21 protein-coding genes and 3 pseudogenes are annotated in these 23,825 nt (G+C 66.4%); 15 read left to right on the top strand and 9 right to left on the bottom strand.

Annotated features, from left to right (window positions below):
* Positions 1 to 54: 54 nt before the first annotated feature.
* Positions 55 to 450, bottom strand: coding sequence for a DoxX family protein (locus tag ON20_RS30360; protein WP_040841437.1), 396 nt, complete (start codon positions 448 to 450; stop codon positions 55 to 57).
* Between the two features lie 86 nt (positions 451 to 536).
* Positions 537 to 968 carry a nuclear transport factor 2 family protein gene (locus ON20_RS30355; protein ID WP_040841436.1) on the bottom strand — a complete coding sequence of 144 codons (432 nt, stop codon included), beginning with the start codon at positions 966 to 968 and terminating at the stop codon, positions 537 to 539.
* Between the two features lie 135 nt (positions 969 to 1,103).
* Between ON20_RS30355 and ON20_RS30350 the strand changes: the two genes are divergently transcribed.
* Entirely contained in the window at positions 1,104 to 1,700 is a 597-nt protein-coding gene (locus ON20_RS30350) for a TetR/AcrR family transcriptional regulator (RefSeq protein ID WP_040841435.1), read from the top strand.
* Positions 1,701 to 2,065: 365 nt separating this feature from the next.
* Here ON20_RS30350 and ON20_RS30345 read toward each other — a convergent pair whose 3' ends face one another.
* The gene (locus ON20_RS30345) at positions 2,066 to 2,947 is read right to left on the bottom strand and encodes an alpha/beta fold hydrolase (RefSeq protein ID WP_040841433.1); all 882 of its coding nucleotides are present in this window, start codon (positions 2,945 to 2,947) and stop codon (positions 2,066 to 2,068) included.
* A gap of 127 nt (positions 2,948 to 3,074) precedes the next feature.
* On the opposite strand from ON20_RS30345, the gene ON20_RS30340 reads away from it, so the two are divergent.
* Positions 3,075 to 3,713, top strand: a complete 639-nt coding sequence (locus tag ON20_RS30340; RefSeq protein ID WP_051163647.1) for a TetR/AcrR family transcriptional regulator — start codon at positions 3,075 to 3,077, stop codon at positions 3,711 to 3,713.
* A 239-nt stretch (positions 3,714 to 3,952) separates the two neighbouring features.
* Here ON20_RS30340 and ON20_RS37535 read toward each other — a convergent pair whose 3' ends face one another.
* On the bottom strand, positions 3,953 to 4,192 hold the full coding sequence (locus ON20_RS37535) for a hypothetical protein (protein ID WP_040841432.1): 240 nt from the start codon (positions 4,190 to 4,192) through the stop codon (positions 3,953 to 3,955).
* 434 nt (positions 4,193 to 4,626) lie between these two features.
* On the opposite strand from ON20_RS37535, the pseudogene ON20_RS37085 reads away from it, so the two are divergent.
* The 3 genes and pseudogenes from ON20_RS37085 to ON20_RS37080 all read left to right on the top strand — a co-directional run.
* A pseudogene (locus tag ON20_RS37085) lies at positions 4,627 to 4,791 on the top strand (IS3 family transposase); the annotation flags it as partial.
* Between the two features lie 611 nt (positions 4,792 to 5,402).
* On the top strand, positions 5,403 to 5,675 hold the full coding sequence (locus tag ON20_RS30325; protein WP_245547574.1) for an MmyB family transcriptional regulator: 273 nt from the start codon (positions 5,403 to 5,405) through the stop codon (positions 5,673 to 5,675).
* A 716-nt stretch (positions 5,676 to 6,391) separates the two neighbouring features.
* Positions 6,392 to 7,117, top strand: a complete 726-nt coding sequence (locus tag ON20_RS37080; protein WP_218002701.1) for a hypothetical protein — start codon at positions 6,392 to 6,394, stop codon at positions 7,115 to 7,117.
* A gap of 448 nt (positions 7,118 to 7,565) precedes the next feature.
* Here ON20_RS37080 and ON20_RS30315 read toward each other — a convergent pair whose 3' ends face one another.
* Positions 7,566 to 8,807, bottom strand: coding sequence for a patatin-like phospholipase family protein (locus ON20_RS30315; RefSeq protein WP_157229129.1), 1,242 nt, complete (start codon positions 8,805 to 8,807; stop codon positions 7,566 to 7,568).
* 341 nt (positions 8,808 to 9,148) lie between these two features.
* Between ON20_RS30315 and ON20_RS38300 the strand changes: the two genes are divergently transcribed.
* Positions 9,149 to 9,511 (top strand): hypothetical protein, encoded by a 363-nt coding sequence (locus ON20_RS38300; protein ID WP_218002700.1) that lies wholly within the window; start codon positions 9,149 to 9,151, stop codon positions 9,509 to 9,511.
* Positions 9,512 to 9,722: 211 nt separating this feature from the next.
* Here the strand turns inward: ON20_RS38300 and ON20_RS38295 are convergent, their stop codons facing one another.
* Positions 9,723 to 9,902, bottom strand: coding sequence for a hypothetical protein (locus ON20_RS38295; protein WP_040841428.1), 180 nt, complete (start codon positions 9,900 to 9,902; stop codon positions 9,723 to 9,725).
* Between the two features lie 599 nt (positions 9,903 to 10,501).
* Here ON20_RS38295 and ON20_RS30305 point away from each other — a divergent pair.
* From ON20_RS30305 to ON20_RS30290, 4 genes and pseudogenes are all read left to right on the top strand, one after another.
* Entirely contained in the window at positions 10,502 to 11,887 is a 1,386-nt protein-coding gene (locus tag ON20_RS30305; protein ID WP_040841457.1) for an MFS transporter, read from the top strand.
* Positions 11,888 to 12,000: 113 nt separating this feature from the next.
* Complete coding sequence (locus ON20_RS30300; RefSeq protein ID WP_051163645.1) at positions 12,001 to 15,492, top strand: ATP-binding protein; 3,492 nt, start codon at positions 12,001 to 12,003, stop codon at positions 15,490 to 15,492.
* Positions 15,493 to 15,556: 64 nt separating this feature from the next.
* A complete protein-coding gene (locus tag ON20_RS30295; protein ID WP_040841427.1) occupies positions 15,557 to 16,924 on the top strand; it encodes an FAD-binding oxidoreductase in 1,368 nt (455 codons plus the stop codon).
* 354 nt (positions 16,925 to 17,278) lie between these two features.
* A pseudogene (locus ON20_RS30290) lies at positions 17,279 to 17,696 on the top strand (transposase); the annotation flags it as partial.
* Between the two features lie 85 nt (positions 17,697 to 17,781).
* Here ON20_RS30290 and ON20_RS39510 read toward each other — a convergent pair.
* Both ON20_RS39510 and ON20_RS38285 read right to left on the bottom strand, forming a co-directional pair.
* Positions 17,782 to 17,979, bottom strand: a pseudogene (locus tag ON20_RS39510) (hypothetical protein); the annotation flags it as partial.
* 253 nt (positions 17,980 to 18,232) lie between these two features.
* A complete protein-coding gene (locus ON20_RS38285) occupies positions 18,233 to 18,475 on the bottom strand; it encodes a hypothetical protein (RefSeq protein ID WP_218002699.1) in 243 nt (80 codons plus the stop codon).
* A gap of 636 nt (positions 18,476 to 19,111) precedes the next feature.
* On the opposite strand from ON20_RS38285, the gene ON20_RS30275 reads away from it, so the two are divergent.
* Both ON20_RS30275 and ON20_RS30270 read left to right on the top strand, forming a co-directional pair.
* A complete protein-coding gene (locus ON20_RS30275) occupies positions 19,112 to 19,720 on the top strand; it encodes an XRE family transcriptional regulator (RefSeq protein WP_040841454.1) in 609 nt (202 codons plus the stop codon).
* A gap of 97 nt (positions 19,721 to 19,817) precedes the next feature.
* Positions 19,818 to 20,681: a class I SAM-dependent methyltransferase gene (locus ON20_RS30270; RefSeq protein ID WP_040841452.1), complete on the top strand. Its 864-nt coding sequence runs from the start codon at positions 19,818 to 19,820 to the stop codon at positions 20,679 to 20,681.
* A 149-nt stretch (positions 20,682 to 20,830) separates the two neighbouring features.
* Here the strand turns inward: ON20_RS30270 and ON20_RS30265 are convergent, their stop codons facing one another.
* Complete coding sequence (locus ON20_RS30265; RefSeq protein ID WP_040841422.1) at positions 20,831 to 22,354, bottom strand: FAD-binding oxidoreductase; 1,524 nt, start codon at positions 22,352 to 22,354, stop codon at positions 20,831 to 20,833.
* Positions 22,355 to 22,734: 380 nt separating this feature from the next.
* Between ON20_RS30265 and ON20_RS39505 the strand changes: the two genes are divergently transcribed.
* From ON20_RS39505 to ON20_RS39500, 3 genes are all read left to right on the top strand, one after another.
* Positions 22,735 to 23,280 carry a hypothetical protein gene (locus ON20_RS39505; RefSeq protein ID WP_245547573.1) on the top strand — a complete coding sequence of 182 codons (546 nt, stop codon included), beginning with the start codon at positions 22,735 to 22,737 and terminating at the stop codon, positions 23,278 to 23,280.
* A complete protein-coding gene (locus ON20_RS41165) occupies positions 23,277 to 23,468 on the top strand; it encodes a Mu transposase domain-containing protein (protein ID WP_438803456.1) in 192 nt (63 codons plus the stop codon). Before ON20_RS39505 ends, ON20_RS41165 begins: the two co-directional genes overlap by 4 nt.
* Positions 23,469 to 23,620: 152 nt before the next feature.
* A complete protein-coding gene (locus ON20_RS39500) occupies positions 23,621 to 23,815 on the top strand; it encodes a hypothetical protein (RefSeq protein ID WP_245547572.1) in 195 nt (64 codons plus the stop codon).
* Positions 23,816 to 23,825: the final 10 nt, after the last annotated feature.

The following is a 23,825-nucleotide window of genomic DNA, read 5'->3' as shown; positions in this document are numbered from 1 at the left end:
TGCGCTGCCGAAGTCCGACGCGCAGTGATGTCAATTTTCGCCGTCACGACAACGTCACTCGGTCCCCATGCGACGTCGGAATTCGCCCAGGAACGATCTCGGAATTCGCCGGCACAACCAGTCGGTGTTTACGATCGCTACGTTGTATGTAAATGCCCTTTTGTGAACACCATCCGGAGTGGGGCCGAGGTTCGATCGCTCGCCTGGCGTCAGAGCGTGGCCACGCCGAGTGTGAGGGGTGCGGACGGCGGCAAGGGTGAGCACTCTCGGTGCGATGGCACTCTTCATGTCGTGGACGCGGAGGTGGGAGGTGATCGCGCCGAGGAAGAACAGGACGACGCCGATGGCGGCGACGATGCCCATGGACCGCCAGGCGATTCCGGCGAGCAGGCGGGCGCCGGCGAGTTCGCGGGCGGCGAGCATGGTGCACCAGCCGGCCGGGACCTGCACGCTTGCAGGGATTCGACGACGTGAGGGTTGCAGGCCACAGTCCCCTCCATCATCCTTCAGGCCGAATGTCGTTGGTGTTGTCGGGATCACGCCGACTGCGGGCCCAGCACGGTGAGCATCGCGTGGGTGTCTTGATATTCACGCCAATGCACGATCTGTCCCTTCCCTGCGGTGAGCACGCTGATGAACCGGGCCGAGGCCTGCCGACCTGTCGTGGTGAGAGTGCCGGCCAGTTCGTACTCGCCGATGACGACGTCCGGGTCGGTACTTTGATGGACGACGACGTTGCGGACCTCCTCGAAACTCACCGGCAGTGCTCGGCGCCCCTCTTCGGCGAGGGCGAGAAGCCGGCCGCGGCCTTCGATCCGCCGCATCCCGCCCGGGGCGAACGGCATCTCGATTACCACGTCGAGCGCCCACAGATACTCGTCGACGGACTCGCCCGGATCGCTCAGCACGTAGTCGAGAAACCGGCGAAACAGTTGCTCGGCCGAAGTGTGCCGGCTCGTGGTGGTCATGGTCGTGGCTCCTTACCTGCCGGAAGTGGTACGAATGAAATACACTAAAATATGAGTAATGACTCCGTTTCTGGCATGAGAATATGAGTCGGCGCTCAGGCTGTCCAGAGTTCACGGGAAGGGTCGGGACCACAGGTGCCCAACGAACCCGGTAGCGGCGCACCACGCCGGGCCGACGCGCGACGTAACCGTGCCCGCATCCTCGCCGCGGCCGATCAGGTCTTCAGCGACGAGGGTGCGGCCGGGTCGACCGAGGAGATCGCCCGGCGCGCCGGGGTCTCGGTCGGCACGGTGTTCCGGCACTTCCCCACCAAGCAGGAACTACTCGCCGCGATCATCAAAGACCTGCGGCAGCGGCTGGAGGACGAGGCGGCCCGACTCGCCCACGACGGTGATCCCGCCACGGCGTTGTTCGCGTTCTTCTCCCAGCTCGTCGCCGGGGCAGCCGAGAAGAAGACGATCGTGGAACTCCTCGCCGGCATAGGAACTGCCGTCCCGGTCGACACCGCGATCACGGGGTTCGCTGACACTCTGGCGAGATTGCTGGCGCAGGCACAAGCCGCCGGAACCGTGCGCGACGACATCACCGACGACGACGTTATCGCATTGCTGACCAGTGCCACTCGAGGCGCGGTGCGGGGCGGATGGGACCCGCACCGGCAACAGCGCGTCCTGTCGATCATCTTCGCCGGGCTCGCCGCGCCCGCAGCCCGGTACACAGCCCCCAGCTGACCCCAGGTTCTTGCCGGCCCCAGCACTCCCCTGCCGGCCAGTGGCGAATGCGTCGACATACACGAACCTCAGTCGCAGGACCAGCCCCGAATTGCCTCAGATAACGGCCTGCTATGTGCAGGTAACCGCTAAGCGCCGGATTTCTCAGCGATGCTCCTCGACCCTCCGTGCCCCAGCCGCCCGCGGCCGAACAGCCGGACCGGCCGGATCTCACCTGTCCATCCAATAAACATTCTTGAACATCCGGACCGAAACAGGCTCCGACACAGGAACGCCCAGTATGGCTCGCGGCGGTGAGTGGCGGTGTTCTCGCACTGTCAGGCGTCGTAAGTGGCGAGGCCGGTTGGTCCCCGGGTGGGTGTGGTTCAGGCGCGGATCTGGTCGTGGCTGTCGGCGAAGGCGAGGTAGCGGGGAATGATCTGTTCGGGGTTGGCCCACAGCAGGTCGTGTCCGACGCCGGGGTAGATCTCGACCTCGGCCAACCGGATGTGTTGGCGGGCGCGATCTCCCGCGTGTTCGACGTCGTTCACTACCGTTTCGGCGCCGAAGAGCACGAGAGTCGGGGCGGTGATGAGTGCCAGTTGCTCGTCGGTGAACGGTCGGTCCCACGGCATGCCAGGCCGGAATTTGGTCGTGGCCAGCACCAGAGCGAATTCTTCGGCGTCGAGTTCGAAGCCGGGCATCAGCCAATTGTTGAACTTCCGCATCCGCTCGGGCGTAGGCCGCATCCCGGCCACCAGGAATTTGAACAGCAGGCTCGAGCGCGGTTTGGCGAAGGTCGACGCGCTCGGCTCGAGCATGGTCAGACTTGCCAGTCGATCGCTGCGATGTACCGCGATGGCACTCGCCAGCCACGCCCCGAGGGAGTTTCCGGCCAGATGGACACGATCGACACCGAGTCCATCGAGCGTCTCGGCCATCCACGTCGCGATGTCTGCGGTGTCGCACACGGGGGCAGTTTGTTTGCAGCGCCCTGCCCAACCGATGACGTCGGGTGTGCAGACGACGCGATCGCGGGACAGCTCTGCGATGAACCGCCACCACACCTGACCGTTTCCCCCGATACCTGGCAGCAGTACGATCGGCACACCCGTGCCGTTTCCTGATCTGCGTACTCGGGTCGTCCCGAACGACGTCTCGACGTCGATCTGACTCGAAGGCACCGGCCATTTCGCGGCGACCGCATCATAGGCGCGCAGGAAGCTCGCTTTCGCTTCCTCGCTGGTGAATCTCCCGATCCTTGGCATTCTACGTCCCTCTCATCCGTTTGATGGTATGAGCGTATCATCTTGACAATATGAACGTACCATTTATGCGGTATGGACATACCATCTAGCTGAGAACGCTCGACACGACGAGGAAGGCGAGGTTCCCGTGCCACGATTGGTCGACCATGAAGTGCGGCGCCGCCAGATCACCGATGCTGTGCGCCGAGTCATCGTCAGTGGCGGCCTGGAAGCGGTGACCTTCCAATCAGTCGCCGCCGAGGCCGGGATCTCGATACGGCTGGTGCAGTACTACTTCGGAACCAAGGACGAGTTCCTGTTGGCGACCCACCGATCGGTCATGCAAGACGCCGGTGCCCGATTCCTCCATCGGTGGACCGCACTGGGGCCGGACGCCACACCCCGAGAGGCGATCCGCGCGGTCCTGACCGAACTGCTGCCCTTGGACGAGCAGCGCCGGGAAGAAGTCATCGCACTCGGAGCGTTCGCGACCGCGGCGATCGCCGGCCGAGGCATCACCGCCGAAGAAACCTTCACCGCGCCACAAGCCCTCACCGCGATTGTCACCGACCAACTCCGGCGTACCCGGCGCTCCGACCCATCAGGCCCGAGTGCCCTCGAACGCGACGCCGAACTCATCACCATGGCGATCGGCGGACTGGCCCAGGCCATACTCCAGAACTACATCGCGCCACAATCCGCGCTTGAACTCATCGACCATCTGCTCGATCGCGTGCTGGGGACAAACACCACAGACACCAACCCAACCCGCTCGGCATCGAACTGAGCGCCACCAGACAACAATCCGATACTCCTGAGGACGATCGCGAGCTTGCTAGAACCAGCGCGGCGGCACTTGCAGCTGTGTCCGCGAACGATCGTTGACGAGACACCCCACTGGTGCGCACTGCGGGTCCTCGTGCGTCGAGGCAACCCTGTGCCCTCGAAGGACCAGGCCGCCGAAGCAATTGGTTGCGCACCGAACAACATGTATCGACAGCCCGGCCGATCCTTGTAGCGCTTCGTTCAATTCCATATCTGGTCGTAGTTGTCGGCGAAGGTGAGAAAACGAGGGATGACCTCCTCCGGGTTCGCCCACAGGAGGTCGTGCCCGATATTCGGGTATATCTCCACGTTCGCCGACGGGATGCGTTTCCGGGGGCGGGCCGCCCCGAATTCGGGGTCGTTGACGACCGGTTCGGCGCCCTCGCCGAATGCGACACGTGGCTCGGCGAGGGCGCCGAACCGGGCAAGGCCGCCGGGCATCTCCGCGACGACGGCGACCGGCGGTTCGAACGGCAGCTCGGCGTCGTTCTCGACGGTCTCGCGGCCCGGCTGCGCTGACAGCGCAGTCAGCTCACCGGACCGTGGCGGTAGGCGTAGACGAGCGGGAGCAGCAGCACTGCCGTACCGTCGTCGTCGAGAACACCTACCTGTGAATCCTGCATGGTGAAGAAGAAATCGCCGTCCGGCCTCGCAAGAACACCACACCCGTCACCCGCTTCTACGTCACTGGCAAGTGACCTGCCCCACCGGTTGGGTTCCAGCTCGGGTTGCTAACCGACAGCCTTCCCGAAAGGCTGATCCACGTGCCACGCGCCTATCCCACCGAGTTCCGCACCCGAGCGATCGCTGTGGTCCGGGCTGGTAAACCCGCCGAACAAACCGCGGTCGAGCTCGGCATCCACCCGGTCACCTTACTGCTCGACCGCAGGAAATGGAAGACCCGCCTCGAGCTCGCGAACGCGATCTTCGACTACACCGAGATCTTCTACAACCGCCGACGCCACCACTCCACCCTCGGCTACCGCACCCCCATCGAATACGGGCTACTCTCCGAGAAAACACCTTCTACCGCTGCCGGTTGGCCACCGCGACCGGAACCCGAGAGGTGGGGCAGGCCAACCTGTCACCTCATCATGCAGCAGTCCCGTGGTCACCGCAGACAATAGGGGTGATCAGGTCTATCGTCTCGGTTGTGGTGAGACCGAAGGCAGTGTAACCAGGCAGCAGGTGCGAGTCCTGGACGGACAAGCGTTCAGTATCCCTGGATCGCTTCTGGGGGAAGTCCTTCCGGCTTGTGTGTTGGGCACTCGACGTACTCTGGCGCCGATGAGTATTCGAGGCGTAGAGGGTGCGTATCAGAGGCTCTTCGGGCGTTCAAGACCCCGATGCTGGATTTGCTCCACCAAACATATGCGCCGTTTGTCGTGACCATGCCGGCGACGGTGTTCACGGCCGAGTGTTCCGCGTCGCTGTGGCGAACGTGCATGCGGAAATCGGTGATGCGCTGAATCAGTTGCGAGCCAAGAGATATGGCGAGGAGGACGGGTTACCGTTGCCCGCGGGCAGCCGAAGCCGGTCGAGTTCCCTGTCCCTGCCGGTTTCGTGCTCGACAACTACTCCGGTTTCCACAGGCCGAATGCCCTGAACACCCCAGAGCATTCCGAGCGCTGATGTCGGCTCCGGACCAGGATTGCGCGAGAAGAGTTCCGCGTTCGATCAGTGGTGGGAGCAGTGTCGGGTGCATCAACGCACCCACGGCTCCAAACGGCTACGCCACCCCCTCGTCGGCGAACTGACCGTCGAGTTCGAAACACTCACCTTGCCCGGAGACGCCGATACGACCCTGTTCGTCTACACCGCCGAAGCGGAATCGGCGTCGCGTCGGGCGTTTGACCTGCTGGCGAGTTGGACGCTTACCGGGCCGAGCGCGGAAACGGCGCACGAGCATTCGCCAGAACCTTAGCGGGAGCGGTGTCCGTGGTGATACCCAACGGGTCGGGTAGGAACCGCCTCTGTGCCAGGTCGATTCTGCGCACTGCCGGTACAGGTACTGGTGAATGTTCTGCCGCATTGGATACGGTGAGCACGGCGCACTCCCGCGAACTGGGTCGGGGTGCGCGGGTGCGGCCGCGCTCCTGGGTCGTTCGCAGTGCTGTCGCCGGCCGCGTTCGCGGAAAACGCACTGTACGGCCCTGTCGGCGACGGCAGCGAGGTCTGGCTGGGCGGTCTGGCCACCTCCCAACCACTGGCCGCCGCACTCACCGCACCAACCCCGGCTACATCGAACCCATTGTCCTATCCGACTGTGGCACTACCTGTTTTCGCTTGGGTCGTCGCGGGTGGATTACTGGTGTGGCGTCGCCGGGCAAGTATCGCCTCACGAGGGCCCGGCTCATGACCACCCTCGGTGTTCGGCGGCCGCCGCGGGCTCCGGGTTCGGTCTGGGTGGCTGGCTATCTCTACGCAGAGGTAGCCGCGGGTGCGCTCGTTGCCGCGATCGGCGCACTGTTCGCCCTACACGAGGCGAGTGCCTTCCACAGCGAACGAGCAGGCGACGTTGCGGCCGGTCGTGCCGCCACCTCCGGTTTGATCGCCTTCGTTCTCATAGCGATCGCATTCGCAGCTCTCGGTGTATGGCTTGCGCTGTCGAGCGGCCTCGGTAGGCCTTCGGTCCAGGTATTGCCGTGGGCAATCAGCATCCCAGCGGTCGTTTTCGACCTCGCGCTCCTAAGCGCTGGGGAATACAGCTCCGTCGGCTGGTTCGAGACTATGGGCCGAGTGATCGCCGCAGCGACTCTGTTGTTGACGACGGCGACACTCGTGCTGTTCGCCCAGTCGGCCTCGCGCACCTACTTCCGCACCACACAGGAGATCCGGCGCATCCGGGCGTTCCGGCCGGCTGCGCCGCTTCCCGGCGTGCCGATCCACGCACCCGGTTTCACCGCCGCGCCGACCCACCCATACGGCGTAGCCCGGCAGTGGAATCCTGCGTTCACGCCGTCGCGGCCACGGACACCGGCGGTGATGGTCCGGCCTTCGGCGGCAACCGCGATCATCGCAGCCGTCCTCGCGTTCCCTGGTGGAGTCCGGGGCCTTTTCAGGTTGCTTGCGATCCCGTTGATCGAAGCCGATCCCCATCTCGATCCGAGCGGGGATTGGCGCAGGATCGAGTTGCTGCTCGCGGTGGCTGCGCTGTTCGCGCTCCTGCTGCTGATCGGAGGGATACTTCTGCTCGCTCGCCGGAGGATCGGGCGCATACTGATCGGTGTGGGCGGCATCGGCACGTTGGTTCTGTCGCTCGTGGTGAATGCCATGCTGGACAGCGCCACCACCGGCGCCGGATCGGTGAACATCGTGCCGACCGCTTTCGGGGTGGTAGGGGCTGCGATGAACGTGGCGTGGTGATCCTGGCATTTCTGCCCAGCTCTTCGCGCTGGTTGGCATTTCGCCCCATCCCGCGCTGATGGCCGTTCGAATCGTCACGGGTCGGAGAGCGGCTTCGGGGCAGACCAGCGCGGTCTGCATGGTGATCGTCGAGATGGTGTTCGGACTCGGTGCAGCTACCTACGACCGGTACGACCACGGCCGCGGAGACCACCACCAGCATCGCCAGCGAACAGATCCAACCGGGTAGCAGACCCAGCACACTCAGCACCAGCATGACCATCGGACAAGCCAGCAGTCCGAAAGGTTCGGGCAGATCGCTGTCGCGAGGACGAACCGCGCAGAAAAGCTGGTCGGCATCATCGAGCACATTCCCCAGCGAGATGGATTTTCGTAGTCGGACCACCCGCGAGCATCCGATGGCGTGATCAATTGACCTGATTGTTGGGATGGTTCAATTGCTGCTCTCTCATGCGGTCGATACCGGTTGTCGTGGTCCGATCCACCATGGCAGCTGGTGTGCCGGTGCGCCGGCAAGTGCGGCGTCGGCATGACGTTGACCGAGTTCGATCGACGATTCGATGAATTCGCGGTCGAAGTACAGGTAGCTGAACAAGTCGCCGCGGCGTGGGCCGTCGCCGCCCAGCGCGCGGCCCAATATCCGTAATTCTGTTTGACGCAGCGTCGACACGATTCCGCTCTGATAATGGCGTCGATCGGCAAAAACCTCTTCGGCCAGGTTACCCAGGGTCGCTCGCGTGGGCGGCGTGATGGGGAGGAAGGGGATAATTTTTTTCGGCAGCTTGGTCGTGGTGGCGGATACGCTCGAGTCCACCAACGCGTTGACCTTGGCCAGCGTGCGCACATCCTCGATCATCCGGTCGACCAGCGCGGCATCCATCAACCGCACGATGACGTCGTCCACGTCGGGCGGCAGGTTGTTCGCGGGTGCCGTGGATATGGAATCGACTACAGGGTGGGTCGCCACGACCACAATCGCATCGGTGCCCAGCGCGATCGCAGGTTTGAGTGGCGCGTTGAGTCGTATTCCGCCGTCCAGATACCAACCGGCCCACTGTGGTGGGTCGCTGACGTGTACGGATGGGAACACGACCGGAATCGCCGCCGAGGCGAGCACATGTTCGGCCGTGATCTCGGCGGCCACGTAATCGATCGGCCGTTCATCGTCGGACGGCGGCAGCGGCGCCGTGTGGGCGCGGTCGACGAACACCACGGTGCGATTGTCCGCACCGGATGTCGCGACCACTGCCAACGTGGCCCGCCCCTCGGTGATATTGAGGCGCAGCGATTTCCAATCGATGGTGGTGCGGGCCGTGTGGTGCAAGGGAGAAGTATCGAGCAGGTTGGTCAACTGCACTCCCGGTATCCCCAGCAGTTGACCGGCAGCGCGGCCGACAAGGCGAGGCAGGCCGATGGCCGGGGACCGGAACACGTCGCAGACGGTGATGTCGCGCCACACTTGCAGCGCCCGCTGGGCCTGCTCGTCCGGCGGTAGATGCGACAGGGCAGCGAAGATCGTCGCGTTGATAGCCCCGGCACTGGTACCGACGAACCGCACCGTGTCCACACCCGCGTTGCGCAGGCGCGGCACCAGCACCGAGAGCACGCCGGCCTCGTAGCCACCACGGGCTCCCGCACCCGCCACGACGACGCTCACCCGGCGGGGCTGGGTACCAGTCCAGTCGATCACCAGCGACCTCCTTCGTTCCAGTGAAGTTCCTGCTTTGCAGTGCGTCGGGAAATATCTGCAGCATTCTCGAGGTGAAACCCCAGGTCCTGGGGCGTTGCCAACGTCGGAACAGGGCATAGACCGCCTGCCAGGATACGGGCAATTCATCTTGTGGGCCGTCAGCGAACGGGCCCGCGCGTCCGGGCCGGTGCCATCCTCGGTGTCGATCGGCGACCGCCACGACAACGCTTCATCGAATCGATTCGAGGCAGAACGCAGGCGAGTTGTCCAACCGGCAACTGGGGCGAACCTGCGACGGTGAGACCAATGAGCATCTCCAGGTCAGTGTCTCTGGCGCGCGTATGGCAGCGACTACCAGCGCCGAGCGGCAGTCCCCCATCGCCCGCGAGGTCTTCAAATCCCTGTCCCGCGGTCTCGCCGCCCCCGACCTCGACGACCTACGCCCGACACGACAAGCCAAGAACATCCCCCTCACCGCTGCCGCCGCCGCGATAGGCACCTACATCAGCAAACTCGCCCGCACCGAACTGGGCACCACCCCGACTGCGAACTCGCCCAATGCTATCGGGCATGGCTCACCGCAGCCTGATACGCAGCTTGATACAAATAGGAGCATCAATCCAGCCCCCCGATGCCGCACCTTCGGAACATCGGGGACTGCGAGTCGGCCGGGCCCCGAGCCGGTATGCGCCGTACGCAGGTAGGCCACTACCGACCTCGAAATCCCCATCAGAGACTCCATTTTCGGCTGTTTACACGTCTCCTGCACGGTCGCATGGTCATTTTGTGTTTTCGGTAGCGATAAGGGTGCATTTATCGATGGCCAAAGACGTGCACAGAGGATATGCGGGACGGAAATAACATCGAATACCAACAAGGCAGTCCCCTCACGTATCGGCGCCGATACCGGTGCAGCTACTCGATGACCAGCATTTCCCGTTGCCGTAGCACGTGGACGTAATGGTCGACTCCCCCTTCGGACACTTTTTCGTAGCATTTCCGCCCGAGAAGCCGTGTCCATGCGTAGGCACCTACACCACTGCCACTATCGCCGAAGTCGCCCTCGCCGTCGTACACCTCACCGGTGAACCTCACCCACTGGCCACCGAGGTCCCTGATTGCCGGGCTTCGCAGGGTCCGGGCCGGCTCGAGTAGGAGATCTGGGCCGGGTCGATTTCGGAATGAGTCGGGACGAGTTTCGACATCAGGATGTCGGTTGCTGGAACGCGAAACGTCGGCCGATTGACCGAGATACGCACTCACGACAAAACCACCGAGGAAAGGGCGTGGCGTCGCCAGATCGACCAGTGGGTGCGGTGGAGGGTTGGGGTGGTCTCACGAACAGGGGCATGAATTGGTAGAGGCGGTCTTTCGAATCGGGGATCCGGAAGTACCGTTGCAGGTGGTGGAGTACGTCCTCGCGGCGTCGGAGGTCCCTTCGACGGTCCGATAACGGTGGTCGCGGAACGGGGGGCTGATCGAGGGATGTCGGGCCAAGGGCCAAGCGGATCGCAAGCCCTCGCCAAGCGGGCTTGGCGACGGTGGGCATCGTCCCGCGCGGCCTTTCGGTCGCCCGCCCCGACGACCTCGTGAAGGACGGTTCTGCCGTGTCCGTTTCGCCCGTGCTCTCCCCACCGAGCCGGCCCTCGACTCCGCCACCATGGCTGCGCGCATCCGATGCGGCCGCGGAACCGGTGGTTGTGGCCCCGAGCCCGATCGTGCAGCGCGTCACCCTGGCCGTGGTGTGTCTGGCGACAGCGATGCTGATGCTCGACATCGCCATCGTGAACACCGCACTTCCGGCCATGGCCCGCGAGTTCGACGCCGGCATGTCCGCGCTCGAGTGGGTCGTCGACGGCTACACCATCACCCTGGCTGCGCTGGTCCTCAGTGCCGGAGGGTGGGCCGACAGGTTCGGCAGGCGCCGCATGTTCCTCTGCGGCGCGGTGATATTCACGGCGTCTTCGATAGTGTGTGCGATGGCCGGCGGGATGGATGTGCTCATCGCCGGCCGCATCGTGCAGGGGGTGGGCGGTGCGCTGCTGTTCGCGTCGTCGCTGGCGGTCCTGGCCGATGCCTTCCCCGAACCGGCCGCGAGGACCAAGGCGCTGGCCGCTTACGGAGCGACGATCGGCGCATCCTTCGCCGTGGGGCCGCTGGCCGGCGGCGTTCTCACCGAGACCATCGACTGGCGTGCCATCTTCGCGCTCAATCTTCCGATCGGCCTGGTGATGATCCTTGCGACCCGATGGCTTCGGGAATCGGCGAGCACGTCGCCCCGTCGAGGTGACTGGTTTGGACAGGTGCTGGTGATCATTGCTTTGGGTGCGCTCACCTTCGGCCTGATCGAAGCCAACGACCGGGGGTGGACCGACGTGGTCACTGTGGGCGTGCTGGGTATGGCGATTGTCGCCGCCGCCGGGTTCGTCGCGGTGGAAAGTCGAGTCGCCGAGCCGATGCTGCCGCTGTCGATGTTGCGCAACGCGCGGTTCGCCGGTGCGCACCTGGTCACCTTCGCGATCTCGGTGTCGATGTTCGCGTTGTTCGTCTACACAACGATCTACCTGCAGGGCGTCCTCGGCCTGTCCGCGATCGAGGCCGGACTGGTGTATCTGCCCGGCACGATGACGATGTTCGTCGTCGCGGGGCTGACCGATCAACTGGCCCGACGGGTGCCGACGAGTACGCTGCTCGCCGGGTCGATGGTCGCGGTGGCGGGTGGCCTGGCCTGGATGACGACCGGTGGGGTGGAGGGGTCCGGCTGGGGCCTGCTGCCCGGCTTCCTGCTGGCCTGTGTCGGCGCGGGTGTGTTCAATCCCGTGGTCAGCGGGCTGGTGCTGGCCGAGAGCTCCGACAACGACGCCGGGTTGGCCGCCGGTATCAACGATGTGTTCCGGCAGTCGGGTATCGCGCTCGGCGTCGCGGCTCTCGGTGCGGTCTTCCCCGCGCGGTCGGTGCTGCACGGTGGATCGCGGACCGAGTTCGTGTCGTCACTGCACACCGCGTTGTGGATCGGCGTCGGGATCGCGCTGGCCGGTGCCGCGGTCTGCGCGGTGACCATGAGGCAGACGCGGGCATGAGGCCCAGCGAGGAACGTACCGTGCTCTTACACTTCTGATGATCGCAACATCTGGTTGCACCAATCGACCATCGCAACGCTGCGCTGCTCGGGAGCCGGTGAAGGAGTCGCCCTGTGCGCGAGTATCTCGTCCTCGGGGCATTGGATGTTCGCCAGGACGGCGTGCCGGGTGATCTCGGATCGCCCAAGCAGCGTGCCGTCCTGGCCGCGCTGCTCCTCGCCAGGGGCGCGGTGGTGTCCACCGACCGGCTCATCGACGCGGTGTGGGGTGCGACGCCGCCCGCCGCCGCACTGACCAGCCTGCAGGCCTACATCTCCAATCTGCGGCGCGCACTGCGGTGCGGCGCCGACAGGTCGCCGATCGAACGTGTCGGTCCCGGCTATCGGCTCGATGTCACCGATGACCGGGTGGACCTGACCGAGTTCGTCACGCACGCCCATGCGGCACGGCGTGCGACCGCGGACTCGGACTGGGCGGTGGCGCTGGCCGAAAGCGAAGCCGCGTTGGCCCTCTGGCGCGGCCCGCTGCTCGCGGAGTTCGCCGACGCGGAGTGGGTGGTCGTCGAGTCGGTGGCACTGGCCGAATCACTGACCGTGGTGCGCGACGCGCACATCGGCGCGCTGCTCGCTCACGGCGACGTGGCCGGCGCACTGGCGGAGATCAGTGTGCTGCGCCGCGACGACCCGCTGCGCGATCGAGGGGTCTGGCTTCAGATGGTGGCGCTACATCGGGCGGGTCGGACCACCGAGGCCCTCGATGTCCATGCCGGGCATGTGCGGACTCTCGGCGAGGAGCTCGGACTCGATCCGGGCCCCGAACTGCGCGAACTGCATTCGGCGATCCTGCGTCACGACCCGGTGATCGCGGCCTGGCCGCGGACGCCGAATTGGGCGGGGGCCACAGCGGTCGAGGCGCCCGAGTCCCCGGCTGCCGACCCGTCGCCGCCGCGGGATGCCGGCCTACCCGCGCGGCCGCTGGTCGGCCGGGAGTCCGAATGCGTAGCCCTGGCAGCACAGTTCACCGCCGAATCGTCGTCGACGAGTCGCTGGGTGCTGCTCCAGGGACCGGCAGGGATCGGCAAGACCCGGCTCGCGGAGGAGGCCGCCCGGCTGGCCGACGACGTGGGGGAGCGGGTCGTCTGGGTGCGCTGCCCCGACGCCGAGGGCATCCCGGCATGGTGGCCGATGCGGCAGCTGTGCCGTGCATTCGACGCGACCGCATCCGAGGTGTTGTCGGTGCCCGACGGCGCCGATGCCGACACCGCTCGGTTCGTCGTCTACGAACGGCTCCAGCACCTCGTCGAGGAGGCCGCCGCACGCGGGCCCCTGACCGTGATCGTCGACGACGCCCAATGGGCCGATGCGATGTCACTCGGCTTCCTGACCTATCTCACCGGCGTGCTGCGTGACGTGCCGGTGTGCATGGTCGTCACGATCCGCGAGGACGAGGTCGACGCGGACGTGGACCGGCTGCGGGCGGCGCTGGTCCGTGCCGACGGCCTGGTCATCGAAGTGCCCCGGCTGGCGACCACCGAGGTTGCGACGCTGGTCGCGGAGATCGCGGGTGAGGCGATCACCGAGTCCGATGCGCGCACCCTGGCGCGTCGCACCGATGGCAATCCGCTGTTCGTCTCCGAATACGCGCGTCTGCCCCGTGACCAGCGGCTCGGGCAGGTGGTGCCGTCGGCGGTGCGATCGGTGCTCGCCCGGCGCCTGGCGGCTCTCGAGCCGGAGGTCCTCGCGGTCGTCGCGCATGCCGCGGTCCTCGGCGACGAGATCGATGTCTCCCTCCTCGCCGAGGTGATGGGACGAGATGTGGAAACCATCATGGACTGCCTCGACGAGGCCGCCGACGAGCGAATTCTGGTCACGTCGCCGATCCGGGGCGATACCGGCTTCGCACACGCGCTGCTCCGCGAGGAGGCACTCGCCACCATCCGTCCGTTGCGGCGGGCACGGATGCACGCGCGAGCGGCCGACGTCCTGCTGCGGCTCGGCATCCCCGACGCGACCCGGCGACGGGCCGCACACCTGTTGTCGGCGGCCGCGGTGACCGAACCGGTCGTCGTGGTGGAGGCGTGCCGCGCGGCGGCCGACGAAGCCACCGCGCAGTGGGACTCGGGAAACGCCGCCTACTGGCTGGATTCCGCGCTGCGGACCTACGAGGCGATGGCGCCCGCCGAGCAGGACGTGTCCGCCCGGGACGGCATCCTGATCGATCTGCTGGAGTCGCTGTCGCGGGCAGGTCGCGCGCGATCGGTGCTGGAGACCGTCGAGGCGCGACTGGACGAGGCGGTGCGCCGCGGTTCGACGGCGACCATCGGCCGACTGGCCGGCGCACTGGTCCGATCGGGTGGCGGGTGGCCGTGGATGGCGCCGTGGGGCGGTCCGGGACGACTGCATACCGTGCTGGCCACCGCCGAGGTCGCGGTCGCGGTCGAGGGCGATGCGGGCAGCCGGGCACGGGTGCTCGCCGCACTCGCGATCGGGCACTGCTACCACCCCGACGCGTCGGTCCCGGCCGGACTGCTCGAACGTGCCGAGTCGCTGGCCGGTGCTGTGGCCGATTCCGAGGTCACCGCCGATGTCGTACTGGCTCGGCTGATCACCTATTCCGGCGTCGCCGACCACGTGGAGGAGTCGATCGTGGTGGCCGCGCGGCTGGATGCCCTCGATCACCCGCAGGCGCCGGTCGACCGGGTGATCGCGGATTCGGTACTCACCATGTCGCTGATGGCGATCGGGGATATGCGGGCCACCGACGAGCACCTGCGGCGCGGGATCCTCGGCAGCGAACGGCTCAAGTTGCCGATCCTACGAGCGCAGCTGCGGTGGATGGAGCTGACGCTGGCGGTGTGGCGCGGGGAGTTCGCGCTGGCCGCCGAGCACTATCGGATCGCGGTGGCCGTGCACCGGGAGACCGAACTGTACGTCGCGGACAGCGGCGCGATCGCGATGATGGCGTTGGCCACCGAACAGGGCCTGCTCGACGACGCAGTGGAAACCGGCGACCTCGATCCGGTCACCTGGGCGAAGTCCATGGCCGCAGAGTTCAGCGAGAACGATGTCGCGATGCTCCTCGCCTCGGGAGTGGCGGCCATCGCGGGTCGCGCCGGCGACACCGATCTGGCCGTCGCGATGGTCGAGGCGTGGCTCGCCGACAAACGACCCATGGTGTGGACCTCCCTGGCGCAGGCGGTGCTGCTCGGTCACGTTGTCGCCGATCTGGGCCTCGTCGGCTACGCACAGCGGCTCATCGACTATCTGATGCCGTTCAAGGCGATGGTGGCCACGGTGGGTCAGGTGGGTTGTGTCGGTCCGGTCGGGCTGTCCATCGCGCAGTTGCTGGCGCTCGTCGGACGTCCGGAGGCGGCCCGGCAGATCCTCGACGATGTCGCGGCGCTCGCGGCGAGGACCGGAGGCCTGCCGGCTGCCGTACGGTGTCGCCTCCTGCGCGCATTGCTGGCCCCCGGGGGCGCCGCGCGCGACGCCGAGCTCCGGGATGTGGAACGGGTGGCGGCTGCCGTGGGGCTGACGCAGGTCGCCGAGCGTGCGCGCGAGGCCGTCGGCGTCGCGCCAAGCCATCACCAAGGTTTCACCAAGTAACGCGGATGACAGTGAGGGCACGGCAACCAGCCGTCGAAGTGTCCGCACAGAAAAGGTATCCGCAATGACGCTCTCCCTCGACGATGCCGACGTCGCCGATCTGCGCTCCCGTGTCCGAGGTGTCGTCTCGCGGCCGACAGAGCCGGCTTATGCCACAGCCGGATTCAACCTCGCCGTGTCCCGGCGACCGTGGGCGGTGATCGATCCGGTCGATGCCGCCGATATCGCCGAGACCCTGCGCTACGCGGCCGACAACTCCTTCACCGTGGCGGTGCACCATACCGGACACGGCGCCTTCGACATCGACGGCAACTCCCTGCTGGTCCGCACCTCGGGGTTCGACCGCTGCGAGATCGATGTCACCACCCGCACGGCCAGGGTGGGCGCGGGTGTCCGCTGGCAGACGGTGATCGACGCCGCGGCGCCGCACGGACTGGCCCCCCTCGCGGGTTCGGCGCCGGCTGTCGGGGTGGTGGGCTATCTCACCGGCGGCGGGATCGGACCGTTCGTCCGGACGGTCGGGCTGTCCTCCGATTACATCCGCTCTTTCGAGGTCGTCACCGGTGACGGCAACATCCACCAGGTGACGCCGGAGACGAATGCCGAACTGTTCTGGGGGCTGCGCGGCAGCAAGGGCACCCTCGGCATCGTCACCGAGGTGGTCATCGATCTGCTTCCGATCACCGAATTCTACGGCGGTGCACTCTATTTCGACGGCGCTGCGGCGGCGAATGTGTACGCGGCGTGGCTGCGCCTAGCGGTGGACCTGCCGCGTTCGGCGACTACGTCCATCGCGCTGCTCCAGCTCCCGGACCAGCCGGGTGTGCCGCCGGTGCTGGCCGGCCGGACGACGGTGTCCGTGCGGCTGGCAAGCCTCGACGATCCCGGCGCGGCGGCCGCGCTGCTCGACGAGGTCCGTGCGGCAGGGCCTGTGCTTCTCGATGCGATCGGCACCTTGCCCTATGCGGCGATGGGTGCGGTGCACGCCGACCCGGTCGACCCGATGCCCACTTTCGAGCGCAGCGCCCTGCTCTCCGAGGTGTCCCCGGAGTTGATCGCCGAACTCCTCCGGCAGGCCGGACCGGGCTCGGGATCGCCGCAGGTTGTCGTCGAGTTGCGTCTGCTCGGCGGTGCGCTGGCCGACACGCCGTCGGTGCCGTCGGCCTTCAGCCATCGCGGGGCGGCAGCGAATGTCATGGTGATCGGGGCGCTGGTCCCGCCCATCGCCGACGTGGTACCCGCACATGCCGAGGGTCTCATCGCCGCGCTCTCACCGTGGGCGACCGGTGGCGAGCTTCCCAACTTCGGTACGTCGACCGACCCGGCACGTCTGCGCCGGTGTTACGACCAGGACACCTATGCCTGGCTGGCCGCACTCGGCGCGCAACACGACCCGGCCGGGGTGCTCCGGGTGGGTGCCGTGGCCCGCTGACCGGTGGAGCGTTTCGAGCACGGGAATCCACAGGCGTCGGATACGGAGGGCGCCGCGGGGCGTCGACCCCCCGGGGTGGTGCGGCGATGGTCGCCATCACCATGCGCCTCCGGCGGTGACTCGTTGCCGAGTGAACTCCTGCCTTGGTCAAGACAACCTCGGGGAACGGGTGGACATCTCGTTGACGAAGATGCCGTTCCGATCCGGCGATCGTGCCCACCGGCGGGGTGTGGGCACGATTCGCATCTGCCATCAGTTCACTTTGCACCGACGTGTGTCTTGGTTCGGCGCTTCTCACCTCTCAGTTCTTGGTGCCGCATCGTTCGCCGCGCCGGACATTGCCGTTGGGGTTCTATCGGCCGGCATCACCGACGCCACCGCCACCAGGAGTTCCTGCGGTTCCTCGAGCCATCGGCGCCAACACCCCGGCCGAGTCGGATCTCCATCTGATCTGCGACAACTACGGCACCCACAAACCCCTGCCGTCAACAGATGGTTGGCCGCCCGCCCGCGCTTCCACCTGCATTTCACCCCCACCAGCAGTTCCTGGTTGAACCTCGTCGAACGCTGGTTCGCCGAACTGACCAACCGCAAACTCCACCGGTCGACCCACCACAGCGTCACCGAACTCGAAGCCGACGTCCAGGCCTGGATCCATGCCTGGAACGAGGACCCCAAACCGTTCGTCTGGACCAAAACCGCCGACCAAATCCTCGACAGCCTCGCCCACTACTGCCGCAAACTTACGGCGCTGAACAACGACTCAGGACACTGGCAGCGGTACGTCGCCCGACAGAATCGAATTATCAATAGCCGAGTCGGCGCTCCCTGGTATCGCTTGCGGGGACGGATCCGGTTCATCGCGCCTGTCGCGTCGGGGTCCCACACAACTCGAGCCTGATCACTATCGCTTTCGATACCGGGGTACTGGACTGTGCCGCGATGTGATCCAGTGGTACGAGCGGGTTGGTTTCCGGATAGTACGCGGCGGCGTTGCCGCGCGGGGTGGAGTATCCGACCAGCCGGAAGCCTTCGGCACGGCGTTCTTCCACCGCACGCCCACCGTGATCGCCGGACCAGCGACCAGCGCCGCCGAGAGCGCCGAGGTGACCACGTGCACTGTCCCTGAGTGGGAGTAAGCCGGATGGTCCTGCAGCGCAGTGGCGCAGGACCGTCCGGGCTATCGGGGCGTGACCGGTTCGAGCGCCTCGGCGTCTCCTGCATGCTCGGCAACGATCTTGCTCGGGCCGAATCCCAGGGTGTAGACCAGCAGGCCGCCCATGACGGCGACACCCACATGGCCTGCTGCTACCCGTGGACGAAGGGCTGCTGGGCTGCCTGAACCAGCTGTTGTGCATGCTCGCCCGCGCTACCTGCGATATCGACGGCGTTGGCGATGTCTTCGCGCGCGATATCGGCAGTGTCGTGCGGGATTCCGTCGAGCTTGCCGTCGATGGAGTTGCGGTAGCCGGTGGCCACGAGCGCGCCGAGCAGGGCGACACCGAGAGCGGTGCCGAACTCGCGGGTGACGTCGTTGAGTGCCGAGGCCACGCCTTGCTTTTCCTGGGAAGGGAGCTGGTGATGGCTTGGGTGGAGGGGGTCATCGCCAGGCCCATGCCGATGCCATGGCGATGCTGCCCGGCAGGATGGACAGGTAACCGCCCTCGACGGAAGCGAATCCGGCCATCTGCGCCAGGCCGGGGATGGGGGCAGCACATCCCGCAGCCCGGTGGCCACCAGCATGCGGCGGGTACCTGGACGGCGGCCGTCGGTCAGTGTGACGGTGAAACGCAGGTCAGCGTCGGCGGCCGGGGCGGCTGGTTCGGTGTCGGCAACCGTTGCGTGCACGACCCGGCCATCGTAGTGGCGCACTTGTTCGCGTCCGCGTTCGAGCAGTTGCGCGGGCGGAGTGCCATCGAGCACGATAAATCGGTGCATGGCCTCGGTCGGGGCGTTTCGCAGGTCGCAACTGTCGATCACGACGACCGAACGCCGTGAACGGGCCGGCATCAGTGCGCCGTTGAGACCTGCTCACCACGACATCGACGGTCTGGTCGGGCAGTGAGTCGGACGCGTAGGTGAATGCGGTCTCGGTCATGTCCATACCCTTCATGCCTGGTCCAGCGGTTCTGGACATCCACGAACGACCGTAACCGCGCCTTGCGGAAAAGGCATACAATGTTGCTCATGACGCAAGAAGAGGGTGGTTTGGACAGCCTCGTACGCAAGCGCATCCGCGCCCTGCGTGTGGCGCAGGGCTGGTCACTGGAAGAACTGGCCGCGCGAGCGCATCTGAGCCAATCCAGCCTGTCCCGGATCGAGAACGGCCAGCGGCGCCTGGCCCTGGATCAGCTGGTCATCCTCGCCCGCGCCCTGGAAACCACCCTGGATCAGCTGGTGGAGACCGACGCCGACGATGTGGTCATCAGCCCCGTGATCGACGGAGCGCACGGAGGCATGCGCTGGTCGATGAAGGGCGAACCCGGCATGAGCGTGGTGCGCCGGCGGATGACCCGGCCACCGCCGGACAACCCGGCGCGCATGCGCGCACACCCCGGCCGTGAATGGCTGGTCGTGCTCTCCGGCACCGCCGTCCTGATGCTCGGCCACCGGCGCTTCCGGGTCGAGACCAACCAGGCCGCCGAGTTCCCCACCATGTTGCCGCACGCGATCGGCGCCGAAGGCGGGCCGTGCGAGATCATCGGCATCTTCGACCGCGATGCCCGGCGTGGCCATCAACGCGACGACCAGGACGGCCCCGGCCAGAACTGCTCGGCCGCCGGCAGCTGCGGCTGACCGCTGAGATTGCGCAGCAAGCACCCTTTACTGCCCCATCCTTGCGCATTTCGGGACAATGCTTGCCATAGGCGCATAGCCGTTTAGCGTGGTGGGCATGGCACACACGCACTCGACCAGCACCCGCCACACCACGCCCCATGTCGCCGACTCCGCCGTCCAGGCCGAAATCCTCGACCTGGACGCGGAAGTCCTCGCCGAGTACACCACCGCCATCGCCGCGTGGCTGCCCCTACAGACAGCGCCCCGCGAAATCATCGATCTGGGTGCCGGTACCGGCGCAGGAACCTTCACCCTGCTCGAGCATTTCCCCGACGCGCACGTCACCGCGGTCGACTCCTCCGTCGACCACCTGCGCCGGCTCCGCGACAAAGCTTGTACCGCCGGGCTGCTCGAGCAGGTCGACACCATCGCCGCCGACCTCGACGCCCCCGACTGGCCCCACCTCGGCACACCGGATCTGATGTGGGCTTCCGCGTCCATGCACCACATGGCGGACCCGATTCGTGCGCTGAGCAAGGTCTACGACGCGCTCGAACCGGGCGGCCTGTTCGCCGTCGTCGAACTGTCCGGTCACCCACGATTCCTGCCCGCAACAGCGCCGGCCGAACGTCCGGGACTCGAGGATCGCTGCCACGCCGCGACCGCTCACTTTCACGCCGAACACCTCCCGCACCGCGGCGCCGACTGGGCACCGCTGCTGTCTGCAGCCGGATTCACCATCGAAGATGCACGCACCTTCACCGTCGAAATTCCAGCCACGAGAACACCGGCCGTCGGTCACTACGCGCTCGCGATCCTGCGACGCCTGCGCCACAGCGTCGCGGGCGCGATACAGGTCGAGGATCTCGCCGCCTTGGACCGGCTCCTCGACACCGCCGACCCGAACAGCCTCCTGCGCCGCGACGACCTGGCACTGCGGACCGAACGCACGGTCTGGGCTGCGCGCCGCACGAGCTGACCGGGCCGTAACCGAGCAGATGAGTCGTGAGCCTCTGGCCTGCCTCACCGGAAGGCCGACCCCCGTGCCACGCGCCTATCCCACCGAGTTCCGGACCAGAGCGATCGCTCCGGTCCGGACAGGCAAACCCGCCAAGCAGACCGCGGCGATCACTGTGACGCGGGCGGGATGCTCTGCTCGTACTGGAAGACGTTGTGGGGGTCGTACTTCGCCTTGATCCTGCGCAGCCGCTCGAAGCGCTTCCTCCCCCAATAGGCGGTCTCCCACTCCTGCATTCCGACGTTCGGCACGTTGACGTAGGCGCCGTCCACATAGGGCCGTAGCGCCTGGCTGAACTCAGCGGTCCAGGCCTGGGCCTGCGAGGTCAGCGGGTCACCGACGCCTGGTTGTGTTGAACGAGTCCCCCAGGCTGCGCCGATCTCGCCGTAGAAAAGCGCGTCGCGATGCGCGAACGCCGTGCCGCCGGGGGGTTCCCTCTGGATCGCCCCGCCGAAGGCATCGACGAAGTAGTTGCTCTGCTCTGTAGGAGCGTTTCGCATGAAGTCGCCGATGACGTCGATCGCCTTCTTCGGGAACCGCTCTTTGACGAACTGCGAGAAGAACTTCCAGTTCGCGGGCTCTTGCTCGAGCGGGAGCTGGGCTCCCACAAAAACGTCGCCCCAGTTACCGACCTGCACCGTGACATCGGGCGTGCCGACCGACAGGATCGGAGCAAGAATCTCTCTGGCCTGTACCGCCGCCCCCTCCACAAGCCACGCGGACAGCAGGATCTGGGACTTGTGGATCTCGAGCTCGGATCCCAGACGGCTGTCGGCGAACGGTACCGTACGCTGCCACGCTTCGAAGACCCCGTACAGGTCCCCAAGTCCATCCCATGTCGCCTGCACACAGGCGAGATGCTCGAGCGGATACACCTTATAGGTGAGTTGTGTGACGATCCCGAAGTTACCGTTTCCCGCCCCGCGAAGCGCCCAGAGCAGGTCCGAGTGATGCTGCAAGTCCGCGTTGATCACCTCGGCGCAGTCGTGACCCGACGGGACGACGACCTCGGCCGCCACCAGGCTGTCGCAGGCCATGCCGAGCCAGCGGTTGAGGGGCCCAAGGCCACCACCGAGCGTCGCACCACACAAGCTCACGCTGCCCTCGCTCCCGGTTGTGACCGCAAAGTTCTGCTTCGCGAGCGTCGTCACCGCTTCCAGTTGGTTCAGCCCGGCGCCGACCGTCGCGATACGAGCGCCAGGGTCGATCTCTACCGAATTCAGCCGGCTGACGTCGATCACGATGCCGTTGTCGACGTTCGACCAGCCTTCGAGGGCGTGGCGGCCGCTGCGCACCCGCAGCGCGACGTTGTGCTGCCGCGCCCACGTCAGGGCGTTCACCACGTCCTGGGTGTCCTGCGCGAAGGCGATGACCAGCGGATAGTGAGAAAAGAGCTGGTCCCATCCGAGTCGCGCATCCGTGTACGACGCGTCACCGGGGCGGACGATGTGGCCGGTCAACGTCGCGGGCGGGCATACCGGGCCTTTACGCGGGTGGCCCGCAGCCACAATTCCCGGGGCGCTTGCGTCCGCAATATCCGGCGTGTCTGCGGCCGTAAGGCCCGAGACAACGACTGCTCCGACGCCGGCGGCCGCCGACGTCCTGAGCAGATCACGGCGAGAAAGATCGCTCAAGGTCCAGATCCTCTCAATCGGGCTACGCCAGTACCGGCTGCCAAGGGAACTCTTACCCGCCGGCCGTCAGGCAGGTCCTTTGTGGTCGACCCCCGCACGGTAACGGGGTGACGTGGCGGTGTGTCCCGACACGCGCTACTTCGGCTACGACGGCTCGATCACCGCCACCAGCGGCGGGCCCGGCTCCCACGCCGACTGGAACTCCCGGGTCACACCTGTCGGCTGCCAGGGGGAAGGGACCACTTCGGAGCTGTTTTGCCATGAGCGTGGGACCACCCTGTTTGCCACTGATGGGACCACCTGACCAGCGGTTTTGCCAGGTATGGGACCACCGGCGTGGCGGCGGGGGTTCCCGGTCGCTCGGCCGCTGTATTGGCCAGATGAGCTACCGGGAGGTTTCGATGATCGAGATCAGGGAGATGCTGCGGTTGTGGCTGCAGGGTCGTGGGTTGCGGGAGGTGGCCCGGCTCTCGGGCACCGACCGCAAGACGGTGCGCCGGTATGTCGAGAGAGCGCAGTCGTGCGGTGTGGACCGCGACAGTGGTGTCGAGCAGTTGACCGATGGCCTGTTGACAGCGGTGATCACCGGTGTCCGCCGGAAACGCCCGAACGGCAAGAGTGAGGCGTGGGAGACCCTTATCGGTCACTCCGGGCAGACCAAGGAGTGGCTGGATCAGGGCCTGACCTTGACCAAGATCCACATCCTGCTCGGCCGCCGGGGTGTGGTGGTGTCGTATCGGACGTTGAACCGGTTCGCGCAGGCGGAATTGGGGTCCGGTCGGCGGCGCACGACGGTGCGGGTCGCCGATTGCGAACCGGGCGCCGAGGTACAGGTCGACTTCGGCCGGCGGAGGTATTCACCACCGGCGAACACCCGAAGCCCAAACCGCTGCCCGAGGGCAAATTCGATATTCCGACCTGGGTGAATCCGAAGGTTGCGCCGGACCGGCATGTCCAGATCACCAAGGCCCTCTACAGCGTTCCCGGAGACCTTGTCGGGCACAGGTCGACCGCGCGGGTCGACACGCAGACGGTGAAGCTCTACTTCCGTGGTGAGCTGATCAAGGTCCATCCCCCGTGTCGAGGCAGGTCGCCGGCAGACCGACCCCGCTGACTTGCCCAGCGAGCTGACTGCCTATGCGATGCGGGATCTGAATACGTTGGGCAGAAGCCGACGGTGTCTATATCGGCGCCTACGCGGCAGCGGTGCTCGAGCATCCGCTGCCCTGCACGAAAATGTAGCAGGTCTATCGGCTGCTCGGGCTGGTGCGCCGCCACGGCACCGACACCGTCGACGACGCCTGCCGCCGCGCCCTCGATGCCGAGGTCGTCGACGTCGGAGTCATCGACCGCATGCTCACCCGCGGCAGCACCGGCCGGCAATTGACCTTGCTGCCGCCGCCGGCTCCGTCCCGATTCGTTCGTTCCACCACCGATTTCTCGATCCGGACGCCGTCGTGAGCGCCACTCG

Origin of the sequence: Nocardia brevicatena NBRC 12119 (assembly GCF_000308495.1) — a bacterium.
Classification (GTDB): domain Bacteria; phylum Actinomycetota; class Actinomycetes; order Mycobacteriales; family Mycobacteriaceae; genus Nocardia; species Nocardia brevicatena.
The sequence above is the reverse complement of the archived record's forward strand: the minus strand, read 5'-3'. Positions and strand labels throughout refer to the sequence as shown.

Excerpts from the sequence above, each read along its gene's own strand:
- ON20_RS30295 (WP_040841427.1), top strand. The coding sequence starts at position 15,557 with ATGACGCTCTCCCTCGACGATGCCGACGTCGCCGATCTGCGCTCCCGT.
- ON20_RS30270 (WP_040841452.1), top strand. The coding sequence starts at position 19,818 with ATGGCACACACGCACTCGACCAGCACCCGCCACACCACGCCCCATGTC.
- ON20_RS30355 (WP_040841436.1), bottom strand. The coding sequence starts at position 968 with ATGACCACCACGAGCCGGCACACTTCGGCCGAGCAACTGTTTCGCCGG.
- ON20_RS37535 (WP_040841432.1), bottom strand. The coding sequence starts at position 4,192 with ATGCCCGGCGGCCTTGCCCGGTTCGGCGCCCTCGCCGAGCCACGTGTC.
- ON20_RS39505 (WP_245547573.1), top strand. The coding sequence starts at position 22,735 with ATGAGCTACCGGGAGGTTTCGATGATCGAGATCAGGGAGATGCTGCGG.
- ON20_RS30275 (WP_040841454.1), top strand. The coding sequence starts at position 19,112 with ATGACGCAAGAAGAGGGTGGTTTGGACAGCCTCGTACGCAAGCGCATC.
- ON20_RS38300 (WP_218002700.1), top strand. The coding sequence starts at position 9,149 with ATGGCAGCGACTACCAGCGCCGAGCGGCAGTCCCCCATCGCCCGCGAG.
- ON20_RS30345 (WP_040841433.1), bottom strand. The coding sequence starts at position 2,947 with ATGCCAAGGATCGGGAGATTCACCAGCGAGGAAGCGAAAGCGAGCTTC.